The sequence below is a fragment of the Microbacterium sp. SW12 genome, from assembly GCF_055391095.1.
The window spans coordinates 533,728-549,918 of the sequence record NZ_AP024335.1; the positions used below are offsets into that span (position 1 = coordinate 533,728).

Consider the following 16,191-nt stretch of genomic DNA (forward strand, 5'->3'; position numbering starts at 1 on the left):
CGGGCATCGTGCGGGGGTGACGGGCCGGTGTGAGGTGCCGAACCCACAGCATCCGTGCTGAGCCCACAGGTTTCGGGGGTGAAGAGGTGTGGGTTCGCGCGCGACGGTGTGGGTTCGCGCCTCGAGGCGGGGGGGTCCCGCGGGAGCGAGGGATGCCGCGGCGCGGGGCTAGGCGCCCAGGGTGCCGAGGTAGAGGCCGATGACCTTCGGGTCGTTCAACAGCTCACGGCCGGTGCCGGTGTAGGCATCCTTGCCCTGATCGAGCACATAGCCGCGGTCGCAGATCTGCAGGCACCGGCGAGCGTTCTGCTCGACCATGATCGTCGTCACCCCGGCCTTGTTGATCTCCGAGACCCGCAGGAACGCGTCATCCTGCCGGGCGGGGGACAGGCCCGCCGAGGGCTCGTCGAGCAGGATGACGGCAGGATCCATCATGAGAGCACGACTCATCGCCACCATCTGGCGCTCACCGCCCGACAGCGACCCGGCGCGCTGGTTCAGCCGCTTGCCGAGCTCCGCGAAGATGCCGGTGACGAACTCCAGGCGTTCGGTGTAGAGCTTGGGGCGCTGGAACAGACCCATCTGCAGGTTCTCGGCGATCGTGAGGCTCGGGAAGACGTTGTTGGTCTGCGGGACGAACCCGACGCCCTTGGCGACGAGCTTGTTCGCCTTGAGGCCCGTGATCTTCTCGCCGTTGAGCGAAATGTCGCCCTGGCGTACCTTCACCTGACCGAAGATCGCCTTCAGCAGCGTGGACTTGCCGGCGCCGTTCGGGCCGATGATGCCGATGAGCTCGCCGTCCCAGGCGGTCAGGGTCGCGCCGTTGAGGATGTTCACCCCGGGCAGATATCCGGCGTGAACCTCGTCGACCAGGACGACCGGCGTGCCCTCACGGACGGGGGGACGCTCGTCGGTGGCGGCTGCATCGGTCATGACTTCTCCGTCCCGGTGCCCTCGCCCGGCTCTCGCGATGTGCCGGGGGCGGCATCCGACTGGTGGTGATGCGACTTTTCGATGGCCTCGTCGAACTCCTGAACCTCCTGCTGCAACTCGATGGCGGCGGTGTTGAGTTCGCCGGGCACGCGCCCGGTGACAACGCCGAGGTCGACATCCTGATGCGAGCCGAGGTAGGCATCGATCACCGCGGGGTTCTGCATGACCGTGTCGGGCGGACCCTCGGCGACGATCTTGCCCTCGGCCATCACGACGACCCAGTCGGCGATGTGACGGACCATGTGCATGTCGTGCTCGACGAACAGCACCGTCATGCCCTCGTCCTTCAGGTCGAGGATGTGATCCAGCAGTGACTGCGTGAGAGCGGGGTTCACACCCGCCATCGGCTCATCGAGCATGACGAACTGCGGCGAGCTCATGAGTGCGCGGGCCATTTCGAGGAGCTTGCGCTGCCCACCCGAGAGGCTCGCCGCGAAGTCGGTCTCCTTCGCGTCGAGCTTGAACTTCTTCAGCAGCACGCGGGCGCGCTCTTCGATCTCGACATCCTGCTTTCGCCACAGGAACGGGAACAGCGACGCGAAGAAGCTCTCGCCGCGCTGCTCCGTCGCACCGAGCTTCATGTTCTCGAGCACGGTCAGAAGGCCCAGCGCCTTGGTCAGCTGGAACGTGCGCACCGCACCCATCCGCGACACCTTGAACGCGGGAACTCCCGCAAGGGCTGTGCCATCGAACTTCCAGGACCCCTCGTCGGGCTTGTCGAAGCCGGTCAGCAGGTTGAAGAACGTCGTCTTTCCGGCACCGTTGGGTCCGATGAGAGCGGTGATGGCATTCCGCGGGATCTCGAGATGCTCGACATCCACGGCGGTCAGGCCGCCGAACGTGCGCTTGACACCGTCCGCGACGATGATCGGGTCGACCTTGGCGACACCGGGGCGGATCTCACCCTCATGAAGGCCAGTCGTCTTGGGACGCGCTACCGGCGCGAGCGGCTCATCGGACAAAGCTCAACTCCTTCTTGTTCCCGAGGATCCCCTGCGGGCGGAAGATGATCAGCAGCATGAGCGCGACCCCGATCAGGACGAAGACCGACTGCTGTGCCTGCTCGCGCGAGAGGAAGGGCAGGAGCCCGGCATCCACCAGCGCGGGAAGGAGGTTGGAGAGGAACGCTCGCACAACCCAGAACAGCACAGCGCCGAGCACCGGGCCGAAGATCGTGGCGGCCCCACCCAGCAGGAGCGCCGTCCAGATGAAGAAGGTCTGGGAGGTCACATAGACGTTGGGGTTGACGTTGCTTCCCATCGCGGTGACGATGCCGCCCGCCGCGATGATGACGCCACCGATGACGAGGGCCTGCATCTTGAACGAGAACACGTTCTTACCCAGGGACCGCACGGCATCCTCGTCTTCACGGATGCCCTTGATGACGCGTCCCCAGGGACTCCGCATCAGCGACCAGGTGAACAGCACCGCGACCGCGGTCAGCGCGACGCCGATGATGATCACCCACCACTGGTCGCTCGTGTAGGTCCACGGGCCGAATCCATAGGTGCCCTGCGGGAGCGGGTTTGCCGCCCGGAACTCCGCCTGAAAGCCGAACAGCCCGTCGGCGGAGCCCGTGACGTCCTTATAGGCGGTCGACAGGAACAGCAGGCGCACGACCTCGGCCGCGGCGATCGTCACGATCGCGAGGTAGTCGCCGCGAAGCCGCAGCGTCGGGATGCCGAGAATGAGCGCGAACACGGCGGCGAGGACGAATCCGACGAGCGCTGCTGCCCACCACGGCAGCCCGAGCGTCAGGATCGAGATTGCGAAACCGTAGGCTCCGACGGCCATGAAGCCGGCGACACCCATGTTCAGCAGGCCCGCGAAGCCGAAGTGGATCGACAGGCCGATCGCCGCCAGCGCGAAGCCGAAGGTCGTGGGGCTGAGGATCTGGCTCAGCGTGTTGTTCAGGATCTGACCGAAGTCCATCGTCGTGCCCCCTTCAGCCCACTCGCTCTTTTCGACCCAGGATGCCCTGCGGTCGGAAGAGGAGGATCAGGATCAGGACGACCAGCGCGCCCACGTATTTGAGGTCGTCGGGAACCCCGAACAGGCTTGTCGTTTCGACCAGGATGCCGACGATCAGAGATCCGACGAGGGCGCCCAGTGCCGTACCGAGGCCGCCGAGCACGACAGCCGCGAACAGCAGCAGCAGGATGCTGGTTCCCATGTCCCACTTGATACCGGGGCGGAAGTAGGCCCACAGGACACCGGACAGGCCGGCAAGCGCCGCCGCGAGGATCCAGACGATCCGGACGATCCCGTCCACGTCGATTCCGGATGCCGCTGCCAGGGACGGGTTGTCAGAGACCGCCCGGGTCGCGCGACCGATCCGGCTGCGCGTGAGCCACAGCGCGAAGATGATGATCACGACGACCGAGATCAGCATGCTGACCAGATCCATCCAGGTCAGCACGATCGACCCGGGCAGGGGGATGACGCCCGACAGGGGATTCGGCAGCTGCAGCGTGCCACCGCCGACGAACATCTGGAAGATATAGCGCAGGGCGAGCGAGAGGCCGATCGAGACGATCATGAGCTGCACGACGCCGAGGCCCCTTCGGCGCAGGGGACGCCAGAGACCGGCATCCATCGCGTACCCGAACGCCCCCGAAACGATCACCGCCAGCGGGACGGCCACCAGCAGCGGCAGACTCAACCCCACGGCGAACAGCAGCGCTATCAGCGCCCCGAACGTCACCATCTCGCCGTGGGCGAAGTTCGAGATCCCCGTCGTGCCATAGACCAGCGAGAGACCGATCGCGGCCAGCGCCAGCATCAAACCGAAGTTGACGCCATTGACCAGGCGCTCCACGAGCTGGTCGACGAACCCGGTGGTGTTCCGCTCGCCCTCGCCGATGAAGAAGTTCGTCGTCACGCGGCCGCCGGGCCCGACCGTGACCTCGCGGACGTTGGGAGAGGTGTCTTCGCCCGTCTCGTCGATCACCGCAATGCCCTCGGGGAGGGTGTCTTCGTTGAGTGTCACGGTGTAGTCGGCATTGCGCTCAGGAACCCCCACCGCCCACTGCCCGTCGGCATCCGTCTCGACCGTTTGCTCGCCGCCGGGGCCGTCCACCGTCAGTTCGACGCCCTCGAGCGGCTCACCCTCGAGCTGCACATTCCCGCTGATGCGGTAGGGATCGTCGTCCGCGGCGTGAGCGGCAGTCGGCAGGGCGAGAAGGCCCACGAGGGTCAGTGCCAACGCGAGAAATACGCCGAGGCGATTCCGCGTCGTCCTGGCTGGGGCATTCGGATGTGGCACTCAGACCTCCCGGACGGCAACGGCCGAGGAAGTCGCTTCGACCGTGGTAGACGACCGTACGAGCGTAATGTGTCGGCGGTGTTTCCGGGGCATATTCGGCTGAGAACGATCCCAATCCGTTGCCGAGCCCACCGCGGCCGCCGCCCGGGAATGCCGGCGTGCCCGCGAACGTAGAATTCTCTATAAGGCTCGCGACCGCAGGAGAAGCATGGACACTCACGACCCGTTCGGATTCGTCGGACTCACCTATGACGACGTGCTTCTGCTGCCGGGTCACACTGACGTCATCCCGAGCGAGGCCGACACCTCATCGCGGGTGACGCGCCGCATCACCGTTGCGATCCCGCTCATTTCCAGCGCGATGGACACCGTCACCGAGGCGCGGATGGCGATCGCGGTCGCCCGAGAGGGAGGCCTCGGCATCCTGCACCGGAACCTCTCGATCGAAGATCAGGCATCTCAGGTCGACCGCGTCAAGCGCAGCGAGTCGGGCATGATCTCCGACCCCGTGACCACGACTCCCGACGCCACGATCGAAGAGGTCGACGCGATGTGCGCGACCTACCGCATCTCGGGCCTCCCCGTCGTCGACGACGACGGGACGCTCGTCGGCATCGTCACCAACCGCGACATGCGGTTCGTGTCGGGCTTCGAGCGCAAGACCACCCTCGTCAAGGACGTCATGACCAGCGAGGGTCTCATCACGGCTCCCGTCGGGATCGGCGCGAACGATGTCATCGCCACCTTCGCCAAGCATCGCGTCGAGAAGCTCCCGCTCATCGACGATAACGGCAAGCTCGCTGGCCTGATCACCATCAAGGACTTCGATAAGAGCGAGAAGTACCCGCTTGCCACCAAGGATGAGCACGGCCGCCTGCGCGTGGGTGCTGCGATCGGGTTCTTCGGCGACGCGTGGGAACGCGCCGAGGCGCTGCGGGATGTCGGGGTGGATGTTCTCGTCGTCGACACCGCCAACGGTCAGTCGGCGGGCGTCATCGACATCGTGCGACGGCTCAAGGCTGATCCGTCATTCGCGGGCATCGACATCATCGGCGGCAACGTCGCGACCCGTGAAGGCGCGCAAGCACTCATCGACGCCGGGGTGGATGCCGTGAAGGTCGGCGTGGGCCCCGGGTCGATCTGCACGACCCGCATTGTCGCCGGCGTCGGCGTTCCGCAGATCACTGCGATCTACGAGGCCTTCCAGGCTGCGCGCGAGGCCGGGGTTCCGGTCATCGCCGACGGTGGCCTGCAGTACTCGGGCGACATCGCCAAGGCCCTGGTCGCGGGCGCGGACTCGGTCATGATCGGGTCGCTGTTCGCCGGCACCGACGAAGCCCCGGGCGAGATCGTCTTCCAGGGCGGCAAGCAGTTCAAGCAGTACCGGGGCATGGGATCGCTCGGTGCGCTGCAGACGCGCGGCAAGAAGACCTCGTACTCGAAGGACCGCTACTTCCAGGCCGACGTCCCCACCGACGACAAGCTCATCCCCGAGGGCATCGAGGGGCAGGTCGCCTATCGCGGTCCGCTCGCGGCAGTCGCCTACCAGCTCGTCGGTGGCCTGCGGCAGTCCATGTTCTACGTCGGTGCCCGCACGGTCGAGGAGCTCAAGGCCAAGGGCAAGTTCGTCCGAATCACCTCTGCCGGCCTCAAGGAGTCGCACCCGCACGACGTGCAGATCGTCGTCGAGGCCCCGAACTACAAGCGCTGACGCGTAGCATCCGTCTGGTTCGCGGCCTCCGTCTCGCGCGCGGCATCCGTCTGGCGCGCGCGAAGTTCGTCTGGTGCGCGCGAAGTCCGCAGATTCGCGCGAACCTCGCACTTCCTGCCCCGAATCCTGTGGAGTAGGGGCGAGTCTGCGGAGTTCGTGGGGTGCCAGAACCGCGCCGGCTGGACTCCTCCCCAGCGTCGCCGGGCCGTGAAGAGCGTGCAGAAGGATGCCGCTTGCGGTCGCGCCACCCGCCGGCGACGCACGCTGGCGAGGTGACGCCAGAGCTCGAACAGTGGTTGCGGGAACGTGGCGGAATCGCGCACCGGAGCGACATCCTGCGTGCTGGGTACAGGGTCGCGGCCTTGCGGGGGTTCGTACGGGACGGGAGGGCGCGAGTCATCCGTCGTGCGTGGGTGACCCTTCCGGAAGCGGCGCCGGATCTCGTCACGGCGGCCACCGCGGGCGGCCGGATTTCGTGTCTGTCCCTTGCGCGCAGACGGGGGTGGTGGATGCCGCCCGACATGGATCTGCATCCCCACGTGCATATGGTTCCCGGCTCCGGTTCCGCGCGCCTGCCTGACGGATGGCCAGGACGGCTCCACTGGACTATCCCTCTCTCCCCGCCAGGATGGGGCCTCATGGCGACCGTCGAGGATGCGCTGGCTCACGTCGCTGGATGCGTCCCCCACGACGCTGCTCTCGCCGTGTGGGAGTCCGCGGTTCGTGTGGAGGGACTTGCGCCCGAGGCGCTCAGGCGCATCCCCTGGACCTCACGGGCTGCGCGAGAGCTGGCCGGCGAGGTTGTCGGGCTCTCTGATTCAGGGCTGGAGACCCTCGTCGTCCTGCCGCTGCGCCGCTGGGGGGTTCCGGTGGTGCAACAGGCGAGGATCGCCGGACGGTTCGTCGACCTTCTGATCGGCGAGCGGCTCGTGCTGCAGATCGACGGGTTCGCGCATCACTCCTCAAGCGCACAGCGCACGAAGGACATCGCGCACGACGCCGAGCTTGCGCTTCGCGGATACACCGTCATGCGCCTGAGCTACGCGCAGATCGTTCACGACTGGCCGGCGGTTGAGCGCAGCATCCGTCGCGCCCTCGCGGCCCGCCTGCACCTCGCATCCTGACCACGCCCGCTACTGCCCGCCGCGCCTGTGCTCGCACGTGCGGACTGCCCCGTTCCGCGCATGTCCCCAAACGCCAAGTTCGCAGGATGCGGCGGCAATCGTGCGGAGTTGGCGTGATTCTGCGAACTTCGCGGTGCCAAGCTCGGCCCCGGTACGGGGTGGTCGAGCCGCGGGCGCGCGCGTAGGGTCGGGGCATGTGCCGGAACATCCATACCCTCCACAACTTCGAGCCCGCCGCGACCTCGGATGAGGTTCACGCTGCAGCCCTCCAGTACGTGCGCAAGATCGCCGGGACGACCAAGCCGTCCAAGGCGAACCAGGATGCCTTCGACCGCGCCGTCCACGAGATCGCCCACGCCACCCAGCACCTGCTCGACGACCTCGTCGCCGTGACGCCGCCGAAAAACCGCGAAGAAGAGGCCGCCAAGGCTCGTGCGCGCGCCGTCGCGTCGGGGCGCTACTCGGTCGCTTAGGGCAGCTCGCGGCATCCGTTCGCCCGCTGCCCGCGCGGCCCAAGCTCGCAGAACCGCGCGAAGTTCGCAGGATTCCGGCCTGCGGATGCGGAGGTGGTGCGATTCTGCGCAGTTGGTGTGGCTGCGCGCCCGCCGGACCGCGGGCGCCGGTGCGGGGCTAGCGTAGGGACATGTCACTTCCCCCGCTCGTCGAGCCCGTCGAGGCCCTGACGGATGCCGAACGCGACCGCACGGCGCGTCACCGCAAACTCATCGCCATCGGCGACCTGGGTCAGCGCCGCCTCGCCGCAGCTCGCGTCGCGGTCGTGGGAGCCGGCGGACTCGGGTCATCCGTCATTCTGGCGCTTGCCGCGGCCGGCGTCGGAACGATCGGGATCATCGACGACGACGTCGTGGACCTGACCAATCTGCATCGGCAGATCATCCACTCGGTCGAGACCGTGGGCGAGCCGAAGACGGAAAGTGCCGCGGCTCGTGCACGCGGCCTGGCACCCGACGTGCGTGTGATCGAACATCCGGTGCGCCTGACAGCGGCGAACGCGCGCGAGATCCTGTCTGACTACGACCTCGTGCTGGACGGGTCCGACACCTTCGAGACCCGCGACGTCGTGGATGCCGCAGCCGCAGAGCTCGGGCTGCCGGTCGTGTGGGGGAGCGTACTGGAGTTCTGGTCGCAGGTGACGGTGTTCTGGGCGGAGCCGCCGGCCGGCACCGATCCGGTGCGCCTGAGCGACCTGTTCCCGGCCGGTTCGACCGGACAGGTCGTCACGTGTGAGGACGTCGGGGTGCTCGCATCGGTGTGCATGCAGACCGGCTCGCTGATGGCATCCGAGGCGATCAAGCTCATCGTCGGCGAGGGGCGCCCGCTTCTGGGTCGGATCGCCGTCATCGACGCCCTCGCCGGAACGATGCGAGAACTCCCGGTCCGCTCGGCATCCGCCCTTTCTACGCCCTCCCACGTATGAGTTTCACTCGCACTGTCGCCGAGCATCGCCACGCGATCCTCGCGGCGACCACCGTCCTGACCGCGGTTCGGATGCCGATCACGGATGCCTGGGGTCGCACGACCGCGGAACCTGTTGTCGCAACGCTCGAGATCCCCGCCTTCGACAATTCCGCGATGGATGGCTACGCCGTCCGAGCGGGAGACGGGGGAGGGCAGCGCACTGTCGTTGCCGACATTCCGGCAGGGGTTGCTCCTGGCGCGAGCATCGGGCCCGGGGAAGCGGCACGGATCATGACGGGAGCGCCGCTTCCGGCCGGAGCCGACGCCATCGTCCCGCACGAACAGACCGCGGAGCCGTTCCGCGATGTCGCCCCCGGGTCGCTCATTCACCTCGACGCGCAGCCGACGCCCGCCGCGCATATTCGTGGTCAAGGCGACGATGTCTCGGTCGGTGATGTCGTGGTTGCCGCGGGGGAGCGACTGGGTGCGTTGCAGCGATCGGCTGCGGCAGCGGCTGGTGCGGCATCCGTTCTGGTGCGCCCGGCTCCGCGCGTGGTGGTGATCGCCAGCGGGGATGAGTTGGTCACTCCCGGCGACCCCGTCGGGCCGGGGCAGATCCCCGAGTCGAACGGTCTGCTGCTCGACGGACTCGTGCGAGGCGCCGACGCTGTCGTCACCGAGCTCATCCGCGTCGGCGATGACCCGGCCGTGTTGCGGCGGGTGCTCGCCCGCGTCGAAGCCGACTCCCCGGATGCGATCGTGCTCACCGGCGGGGCAAGCGTCGGCGCCTACGAGGTGGTGCGGGACGTCCTCGAACCGACCGGCGTGCAGTTCCTCACCGTCGCGATGCAGCCCGGCAAGCCGCAGGGGCACGGCGCCATCGGCGGCATCCCGGTGTTCTGCCTGCCCGGGAACCCCGTGAGCGTCGCTGTGTCGTTCGAGGCCTTCGTGCGCCCGGCGCTGTTGCGGATGCAGGGAAGACGTGACGTGCTGCGCCCCGTCATCCGCCTGCGGGTGTCGGACGGATGGCGAACCCCGCCAGCCCGCGAGCAGTTCATGCCCGTCGCCATCGATCGGTCCGACCCTGCGGCATGGACCGTTCGTCCCGCGACCGCCGGAGGATCTGGCTCCCACCGTGCCGGCGCACTCGCGCTCGCCGAGGCGTGGGCGGTGGTCCCGGCGTCCGTCGAGGAGGTAGCCGCGGGCGATCTCGTCGATGTCATGCTGGTGACATGAGTTTCACGCACCTCGACGAGTCCGGTCACGCCCGCATGGTGGATGTGACCGGCAAGCAGCCGACGGTGCGTGCCGCATCCGCCCGCGCCGTCGTCACGATGGCCCCAGACACCGTCGCTGCGCTGCGTGATGGCAGCGTGCCGAAGGGGGATGTGCTGGCCGTCTCGCGGATCGCCGGAATCCAGGCCGCCAAGCGCACACCCGAGCTGCTGCCGCTCGCGCACGTGATCGGGGTCCACGGTGTCGTCGTGGACCTGCAGATCGAGGACGCCGGGGTGAGCATCACGGCGACGGTGCGCACTGCTGACCGCACCGGGGTCGAGATGGAGGCGCTCACCGCCGTGACCGTCGCCGCGCTCTCGGTGGTCGACATGGTCAAGGGCATCGACCGCACCGTCACGATCACGGATGCCTGCATCACCGCCAAGGAGGGCGGCCGCTCAGGATCGTGGACACGCGAGGAGTGAAGCCCGGAAGCGGCCAGGATTCGGCTTCGACGCCGGGCCTACCTGCGCCCGTCGCGGGCTCGCGAGCGCGGCTCGGCGCGATCATCTTGTCGGGAGGCCGAGCATCACGGATGGGCGGGGTCGATAAGACCGCCCTGACGGTAGCGGGGCGGTCACTGCTCAGCCGCACGGTCCAGGCCGCAGGGGCTGTGTGCGACGGCACAGTCGTCGTCGTCGGTGCGCCGCCCGTGGACCCTGCGGCGGGGCACGAGCTCGTCGTCGACAGCGAGCCGAACGCAGGATCAATCCCGCTCGAAGCGGCGTCAGCGGATGCGGATACGTCTCTCATCCCGCGTTCGGGACCGTCACATCTCGTGGTGATGCGCGAGGAACCGGCAGGAGGCGGGCCGGTAGCGGCGATCGCCGCGGCGATCGGCCGCGTGGAGGCCGACGAGGTCCTGCTGCTGGCCGGTGACCTCGCCGCGGGCGATCGCGCCGTGGCGGCCCTTCTCACGGCGGGCCTCGATGACGCCGCGGGAGCCGACGGGGTCGTGCTCGTGGACCGTGCAGGTCGCCGCCAGTGGCTCTGTGCACGGATTCGGACGCAGGCGCTCGTCGACGCTGCCGCGCGACAGACAGAGCCGGTGGGTGCGCGGATGAGCGACCTGTTTGCCGACCTGCGATGTCGGTATCTGCCGGATACAACTGGGGTGACGACCGACGTCGACACGTGGCAGGATCTCTCCCGTGCCCGGTCTCGAGAGTCAGGAGCCAGCATGAACGACCGCACCCTTCCGCCCGAAGCACTCGATGAGTGGTCCTCGGTGCTGCGTGATCGCTTCGGGTTGGATGCCGAGCAGGTGCCGATCGCGCTCGTGCTCGACCTCGCACGCGATGTCGCTCATGACGTTGCACGCCCCGCCGCGCCTCTGAGCGCCTTCGTCGCGGGGCTGGTTGCCGGCCGTGCAGGCGGCACCCCCGAGGATGCGGCGGCTGCCCTCGCCGAGGTCGTCGCGCTCGCCGGCGCGTGGGCCGAAGGGCGTGCCCCGCACAGCGGCGGGGGCGGAGTCTGATGGCGACGGTTCGCTACTTTGCCGGCGCGGCTGAAGCGGCCGGTGCCGAGGAGGAGGTCCGCGGCGAGCAGACGTTAGACGCCCTGCGCGCTGCGGTGGTCACCGACCACGAACGCCTCGGATTTGTGCTGCCGCGGTGTGCGGTGCTCGTCAACGGAGAGCGCACGGATGCCGATATGCCGCTGTCGGCATCCGATGTCGTCGACATCTTGCCGCCCTTCGCCGGCGGCTGAGCGCGACCGAACTTCGCCGATCTTGGCCGCTGAACCCACAGGTCTCGCGCCGACCCCACACGTTCTTGGGTGCGGAAGGCGTGGGGTCGGCGCGGAGGTTGTGGGTTCGCGGAAGGTGCGGGCCCGCAGCGGAAGGGTGCGGATGCCGGGGTCAGCCGCCGATCGCGCTCATGGGGCGCTGGGGCTGCAGGAATCCGGGGTCGTCGATGCCGTGGCCTGCGCGCTTGCCCGCGATCGACCGGCGTAGCAGGTCGGCTATGGCGTCGTCATCCGCGGGCGAGCTGCCCTCCGCGCCGCGCAGGAGCGGCAGCAGATCGGACTCCTCGCGGGCGAACAGGCAGTTGCGGATCTGCCCGTCGGCAGTCAACCGCACCCTGTCGCACGCACCGCAGAACGGTGCTGACACCGACGCGATGAGCCCGACCGTGGTCGGTCCGCCATCAACGAGGTAGTCCTGCGACGGCGACGAACCGCGCTCGCCGATCGGCGTGAGCGTGAAGCGCTGCGTGAGCTTGTCGAGGATCTCACCCGCATCGACCATCTCGGAGCGAGACCACGTGTGGCCGGCATCCAGCGGCATCTGCTCGATGAACCGCATTTGAGCCCCGTTGTCGACCGCGAACTGCACCAGGTCGACGATCTCGTCGTCGTTGACGCCGCGCATCGGCACCGCGTTGAGCTTGAGGGGTGCGAAGCCGGCACGGCGGGCGGCACGGATGCCGGACAAGACGTCATCCAGACGGTCGCGGCGCGTCAGCTCAGCGAAGCGGTCGCGGCGCAGCGTGTCGATCGACACGTTCACCCGCGCAAGACCGGCCTCGCGTAGCGGCTCGGCAAGCTCGGGGAGCTTCAGTCCGTTGGTGGTCATCGACACCTCGAGCGGACCCGCGACGCCCTCGATCGCGGCGACACGCCGAACGACGTCCACGATGTCGCGACGCAGCAGCGGCTCACCGCCGGTCAGTCGAACCTCGACGATCCCGAGGCTTGCGAGCACTCCCGCGACCCGCACGATCTCGTCTGTCGTCAGGATGCTGCTCTTCGCGAGCCACTCGACGCCCTGCTCCGGCATGCAGTAGGTGCAGCGGAGCGAACACCGGTCAGTCAGCGAGATGCGCAGGTCCCGGTGCACCCGGCCGAACCTGTCGACCAACTGCCCGCGCGAGCCGGGCGCCGCCCGCTCGGCGTACGTCGCATCAACGCCGCCGGGGCGAGCGAGCGTCGTCGGCAGGGGCAGGGGAACGGCACTCATGCGTCGAGTCCCACCCAGCTCGCGGTGCCGTCGTGCTCGTGCTGGCGCTTCCAGATCGGTAGGTCGGTCTTGATGCGCTCGATCAGTGCCCGGCACACCTCGAATGCGGGAGCGCGGTGGGCGCTCGAGACCGCGACGACGACGGCGAGATCGCCGACACCGAGCTTTCCGATGCGGTGCGTGACGGCGATGGCGCACTCGGCCTCAGTCTCCGCGAGACATGACGCCGCGATACCGCCCAGGATCCGCTCGGCGTCCGGATGTGACGAGTACTCGAGCAGCGTCACCTCACCGCGTGCGCCCGGATCGTGGTCGCGGACCGTGCCGACGAAGGTCGCAATCCCGCCGGCGGTCGGACCCGACACCGCCGCGATGTGCGCAGCGAGGTCGAGGGGCTCATCGCTGATCCGCGCGATCCGTATGGCGTCTGCCATCAGTGATCCCCGCCCGTGAGCTGGTCCAGAACGTGCGGCAGCAGCGGGAGCAGCGTCTCGAGGCCCTCGGCGGCGCCGCGCGTCGACCCGGGCAGATTCGCGATCACGGCGCCTGGCCCGTCGACGACACCGACGATCCCGCGCGAGAGCGCCGCCATCGGCGTGGATGCCGCGCCCTCGCGCCGCAACACCTCGGCAAGGCCCGGAACCTCCCGGTCGATCACGGTCCGGGTCGCTTCGGGGGTGCGATCGCGGGGGCCCACTCCGGTGCCGCCGGTCGTGATGATCACCCGGGCACCGGCATCCAGCCCGCGACGGATGCCGCCGGCAACCGAGTCCTGCCCGTCGGCCACGACGATCGCCGCGTCGCACACGTACCCAGCCTCGCCGAGTCGTCGAACAAGAGCCGGTCCTGTCGCATCCGGACGCTCCCCGGATGCCGCGCGGTCAGATGCCGTCACGACGGCAGCGCGGACCCCTGCCCCGCCCGGGGGCGCAGCAGTGGCGGCATCCGGGGCGGCTGTCACGAGCTCGGCTGTTCCGAACCCCGGCGCTCGAGCCGGATGATGACGGACTTCGAGGTCGGCGTGCCCGATCCGTCGGCAGTCGAGTCCAGCGGAACGAGCACGTTCGTCTCGGGGTAGTAGGCGGCGGCGTTTCCGACGGGGGTGTCGTAGTGCACCACCCGGAAGTCCTCTGCACGCCGCTCGGTTCCGTCGGTCCACACCGATACGAGGTCGACGATCTCGCCGTCGGCGACGCCCGCGGCTTCGGCATCCGTGCTGTTCACGAGTACGACGCGACGCCCGTCACGGATGCCGCGGTACCGGTCATCCTTGCCGTAGATCGTGGTGTTGTACTGGTCGTGGCTGCGCAGGGTCTGCAGCAGCAGGTGGCCCTCGGGGATCTTCGGATACTCGAGTTCGTTGGCCGTGAAGATCGCCTTACCCGTCACCGTGGTGAAGCGGCGCTCGTCGCGGGGGCCATTCGGGAGGAAGAAGGTGCGGCCCTTTGCGATGCGCGCCTCGTAATCGTCGAACCCGGGAACGACTGCCTCGATGTGCGCGCGCACTGTTGCGTAGTCGGCTTCGATGGCCTTCCAATCGGCCTGCGGAGCGTTCGGCAGGGCGTTGGGCCCTGCGAACAGGCGCTCGGCGATCCGTGCCACGATCGCCACTTCCGACAGCATGTCGTCGGCGGGGGGCTTCAGGCGCCCGCGCGAGGCGTGGACGGCGCCCATCGAGTCCTCGACCGTCACGCGCTGGTCGATTCCGCCGCGATGGTCGCGATCGGTGCGGCCGAGGGTCGGCAGGATGACGGCGCGTGTGCCGGTCACGAGGTGCGAGCGGTTGAGTTTGGTCGAGACCTCGACCGTCAAGCGCAGGTTTCGCATGGCGGCTTCGGTCACGGTGGTGTCGGGGGTGGCGGAGACGAAGTTCCCGCCCATCCCCATGAAGAAGCGTGCCTTCCCGTCCCGCATCGCCCGGATCGCTTCGACGGTGTCGTAGCCGTGCTTGCACGGAGCGGCGAACGAGAACTCCGCGTCGAGGGCCTCGAGGAACGGCTCGGGCATCTTCTCGTAGATCCCCATGGTTCGATCGCCCTGCACGTTCGAGTGACCGCGCACGGGACAGACGCCGGCGCCCGGGCGCCCGACGTTCCCCTGCAGGAGGAGCAGGTTGACCACATCGCGCAGCGTCGCGACCGAATGCTTGTGCTGGGTCAGGCCCATCGCCCAGCACACGATCGTCGCGGGGGACGCGATCACAAGATCGCCGATCTCCCGCATCCGTGCTTCGGTGAGCCCCGTCGCGGTCTCGAACTCGCTCCAGGATGCCGCCTGAATCAGGTCTGCGTAGGCGGCAAAGTCGCTTGTGTGCTGCGTCAAGAAGTCGGCATCCAGGATGCCGGGCTCTCCCGCGTCGACGCGACGCTCGTGCTGCTCGAGCAGGTGCTTGGCGAGCGCCTGGAAGAGGGCCTGGTCGCCGCCCATCCGGATCTGTACGAACTCATCGGCGATCGGGGTGCCGTCACCGATCACACCACGCGGGATCTGCGGGTTCTTGAACCGCATGAGGCCGGCCTCGGGAAGAGGGTTCACGGCGACGATCGTCGCGCCCTTCATCTTCGCCTTCTCGAGGGCGCTCAGCATGCGCGGGTGGTTGGTGCCGGGGTTTTGCCCCGCGACGATGATGAGGCTGGCGTTGTGGATGTCTTCGATCGACACCGTGCCCTTGCCGATGCCGAGCGTCTGCGACAGCGCGACGCCGCTTGACTCGTGGCACATGTTCGAGCAGTCGGGGAGGTTGTTGGTGCCCAGGCCCCTCACCAGCAGTTGGTAGAGGAAGGCGGCCTCGTTCGAGGTTCGGCCGGAGGTGTAGAAGATCGCCTCATCGGGGCTGTCGAGCCCGCGCAATTCGTCGGCGATCAGGTCGAGCGCTTCGTCCCAGCTGGCAGGACGGTAATGCGTGGCCCCCTCGTCGAGAATCATCGGTTCGACCAGGCGCCCCTGCTGTCCGAGCCAATAGTCGTCGTGCTCGAGAAGATCGGCGATCGAGTGCTTCGCGAAGAAATCAGCAGAGACACGGCGCACGGTGGCCTCCTCGGCCACGGCCTTCGCGCCGTTCTCGCAGAACTCGGCGATGTGACGCTTGTCTTCCTCGGGCCACGCGCAGCCGGGGCAGTCGAACCCGTCCTTCTGGTTCACGCGCAGCAGCGTCCGGGCACTGCGCACGAGGCCCATCTGCTCGATCGACATCTCAAGGGCGTGCATCACGGCGGGAACGCCGACAGCTTCGGTCGCGGGCGCCGAGACACGGAGCTTCGACTCGTCGATATCTGCGGTGGGGGCGGACTTTGCCATGGTGGATTCTCCGGGTGGACTCTCCGGCGGGAGCGGCTCATCCTCTCCACGCCGCCGGTCGACGTCGACCTGTTCTCCCGAGACTAACGCCGATCCTCGGCATCCGGCCCCGTCGCGCAGGTGCGGGGCACAATGGGAGCTG

16 protein-coding genes are annotated in these 16,191 nt (G+C 68.3%); 8 read left to right on the forward strand and 8 right to left on the reverse strand.

From position 1 onward, the window contains the following. Positions 1 to 168: 168 nt before the first annotated feature. Genes MICSW_RS02725 through MICSW_RS02740 form a run of 4 tightly spaced genes read right to left on the reverse strand, consistent with a single transcriptional unit; the run spans position 169 to position 4,198 of the window. Positions 169 to 933 (reverse strand): ABC transporter ATP-binding protein, encoded by a 765-nt coding sequence (locus MICSW_RS02725; RefSeq protein WP_228177196.1) that lies wholly within the window; start codon positions 931 to 933, stop codon positions 169 to 171. Next, positions 930 to 1,955, reverse strand: a complete 1,026-nt coding sequence (locus MICSW_RS02730) for an ABC transporter ATP-binding protein (protein WP_292726825.1) — start codon at positions 1,953 to 1,955, stop codon at positions 930 to 932. The genes MICSW_RS02725 and MICSW_RS02730 overlap by 4 nt, the downstream gene beginning before the upstream one ends. After that, positions 1,945 to 2,925: a branched-chain amino acid ABC transporter permease gene (locus MICSW_RS02735; RefSeq protein ID WP_464496685.1), complete on the reverse strand. Its 981-nt coding sequence runs from the start codon at positions 2,923 to 2,925 to the stop codon at positions 1,945 to 1,947. Before MICSW_RS02735 ends, MICSW_RS02730 begins: the two co-directional genes overlap by 11 nt. Before the next feature lie 13 nt (positions 2,926 to 2,938). Beyond that, positions 2,939 to 4,198 (reverse strand): ABC transporter permease subunit, encoded by a 1,260-nt coding sequence (locus tag MICSW_RS02740; protein WP_414683151.1) that lies wholly within the window; start codon positions 4,196 to 4,198, stop codon positions 2,939 to 2,941. A 268-nt stretch (positions 4,199 to 4,466) separates the two neighbouring features. Between MICSW_RS02740 and guaB the strand changes: the two genes are divergently transcribed. The 8 genes from guaB to MICSW_RS02780 all read left to right on the forward strand — a co-directional run bounded on the left by guaB (position 4,467) and on the right by MICSW_RS02780 (position 11,500). Beyond that, complete coding sequence (gene guaB, locus MICSW_RS02745) at positions 4,467 to 5,969, forward strand: IMP dehydrogenase (protein WP_292799876.1); 1,503 nt, start codon at positions 4,467 to 4,469, stop codon at positions 5,967 to 5,969. 638 nt (positions 5,970 to 6,607) lie between these two features. After that, positions 6,608 to 7,093, forward strand: a complete 486-nt coding sequence (locus tag MICSW_RS02750; RefSeq protein ID WP_464496686.1) for an endonuclease domain-containing protein — start codon at positions 6,608 to 6,610, stop codon at positions 7,091 to 7,093. Positions 7,094 to 7,287: 194 nt separating this feature from the next. Further along, positions 7,288 to 7,566, forward strand: a complete 279-nt coding sequence (locus tag MICSW_RS02755) for a DUF2277 domain-containing protein (RefSeq protein WP_228179476.1) — start codon at positions 7,288 to 7,290, stop codon at positions 7,564 to 7,566. 170 nt (positions 7,567 to 7,736) lie between these two features. Beyond that, complete coding sequence (locus MICSW_RS02760) at positions 7,737 to 8,531, forward strand: HesA/MoeB/ThiF family protein (RefSeq protein WP_464496687.1); 795 nt, start codon at positions 7,737 to 7,739, stop codon at positions 8,529 to 8,531. Continuing rightward, positions 8,528 to 9,748 (forward strand): molybdopterin molybdotransferase MoeA, encoded by a 1,221-nt coding sequence (locus tag MICSW_RS02765; protein WP_464496688.1) that lies wholly within the window; start codon positions 8,528 to 8,530, stop codon positions 9,746 to 9,748. The genes MICSW_RS02760 and MICSW_RS02765 overlap by 4 nt, the downstream gene beginning before the upstream one ends. Next, the gene (moaC, locus tag MICSW_RS02770) at positions 9,745 to 10,215 is read left to right on the forward strand and encodes a cyclic pyranopterin monophosphate synthase MoaC (protein ID WP_464496689.1); all 471 of its coding nucleotides are present in this window, start codon (positions 9,745 to 9,747) and stop codon (positions 10,213 to 10,215) included. The genes MICSW_RS02765 and moaC overlap by 4 nt, the downstream gene beginning before the upstream one ends. After that, positions 10,212 to 11,267 carry an NTP transferase domain-containing protein gene (locus MICSW_RS02775; RefSeq protein ID WP_464498484.1) on the forward strand — a complete coding sequence of 352 codons (1,056 nt, stop codon included), beginning with the start codon at positions 10,212 to 10,214 and terminating at the stop codon, positions 11,265 to 11,267. Before moaC ends, MICSW_RS02775 begins: the two co-directional genes overlap by 4 nt. Further along, a complete protein-coding gene (locus tag MICSW_RS02780; protein WP_292727724.1) occupies positions 11,267 to 11,500 on the forward strand; it encodes a MoaD/ThiS family protein in 234 nt (77 codons plus the stop codon). Before MICSW_RS02775 ends, MICSW_RS02780 begins: the two co-directional genes overlap by 1 nt. Positions 11,501 to 11,651: 151 nt before the next feature. Here the strand turns inward: MICSW_RS02780 and moaA are convergent, their stop codons facing one another. From moaA to MICSW_RS02800, 4 genes are read right to left on the reverse strand one after another with little or no spacing between them, the layout of a single operon-like run. Beyond that, positions 11,652 to 12,752 (reverse strand): GTP 3',8-cyclase MoaA, encoded by a 1,101-nt coding sequence (gene moaA / locus MICSW_RS02785; protein ID WP_347424244.1) that lies wholly within the window; start codon positions 12,750 to 12,752, stop codon positions 11,652 to 11,654. Then, positions 12,749 to 13,186, reverse strand: a complete 438-nt coding sequence (locus MICSW_RS02790) for a molybdenum cofactor biosynthesis protein MoaE (RefSeq protein ID WP_228179470.1) — start codon at positions 13,184 to 13,186, stop codon at positions 12,749 to 12,751. The genes moaA and MICSW_RS02790 overlap by 4 nt, the downstream gene beginning before the upstream one ends. Further along, positions 13,186 to 13,713, reverse strand: a complete 528-nt coding sequence (locus MICSW_RS02795; protein ID WP_228179469.1) for a MogA/MoaB family molybdenum cofactor biosynthesis protein — start codon at positions 13,711 to 13,713, stop codon at positions 13,186 to 13,188. Before MICSW_RS02795 ends, MICSW_RS02790 begins: the two co-directional genes overlap by 1 nt. Further along, positions 13,710 to 16,049, reverse strand: a complete 2,340-nt coding sequence (locus MICSW_RS02800; RefSeq protein ID WP_464496690.1) for an FdhF/YdeP family oxidoreductase — start codon at positions 16,047 to 16,049, stop codon at positions 13,710 to 13,712. The genes MICSW_RS02795 and MICSW_RS02800 overlap by 4 nt, the downstream gene beginning before the upstream one ends. Positions 16,050 to 16,191 lie beyond the last annotated feature (142 nt).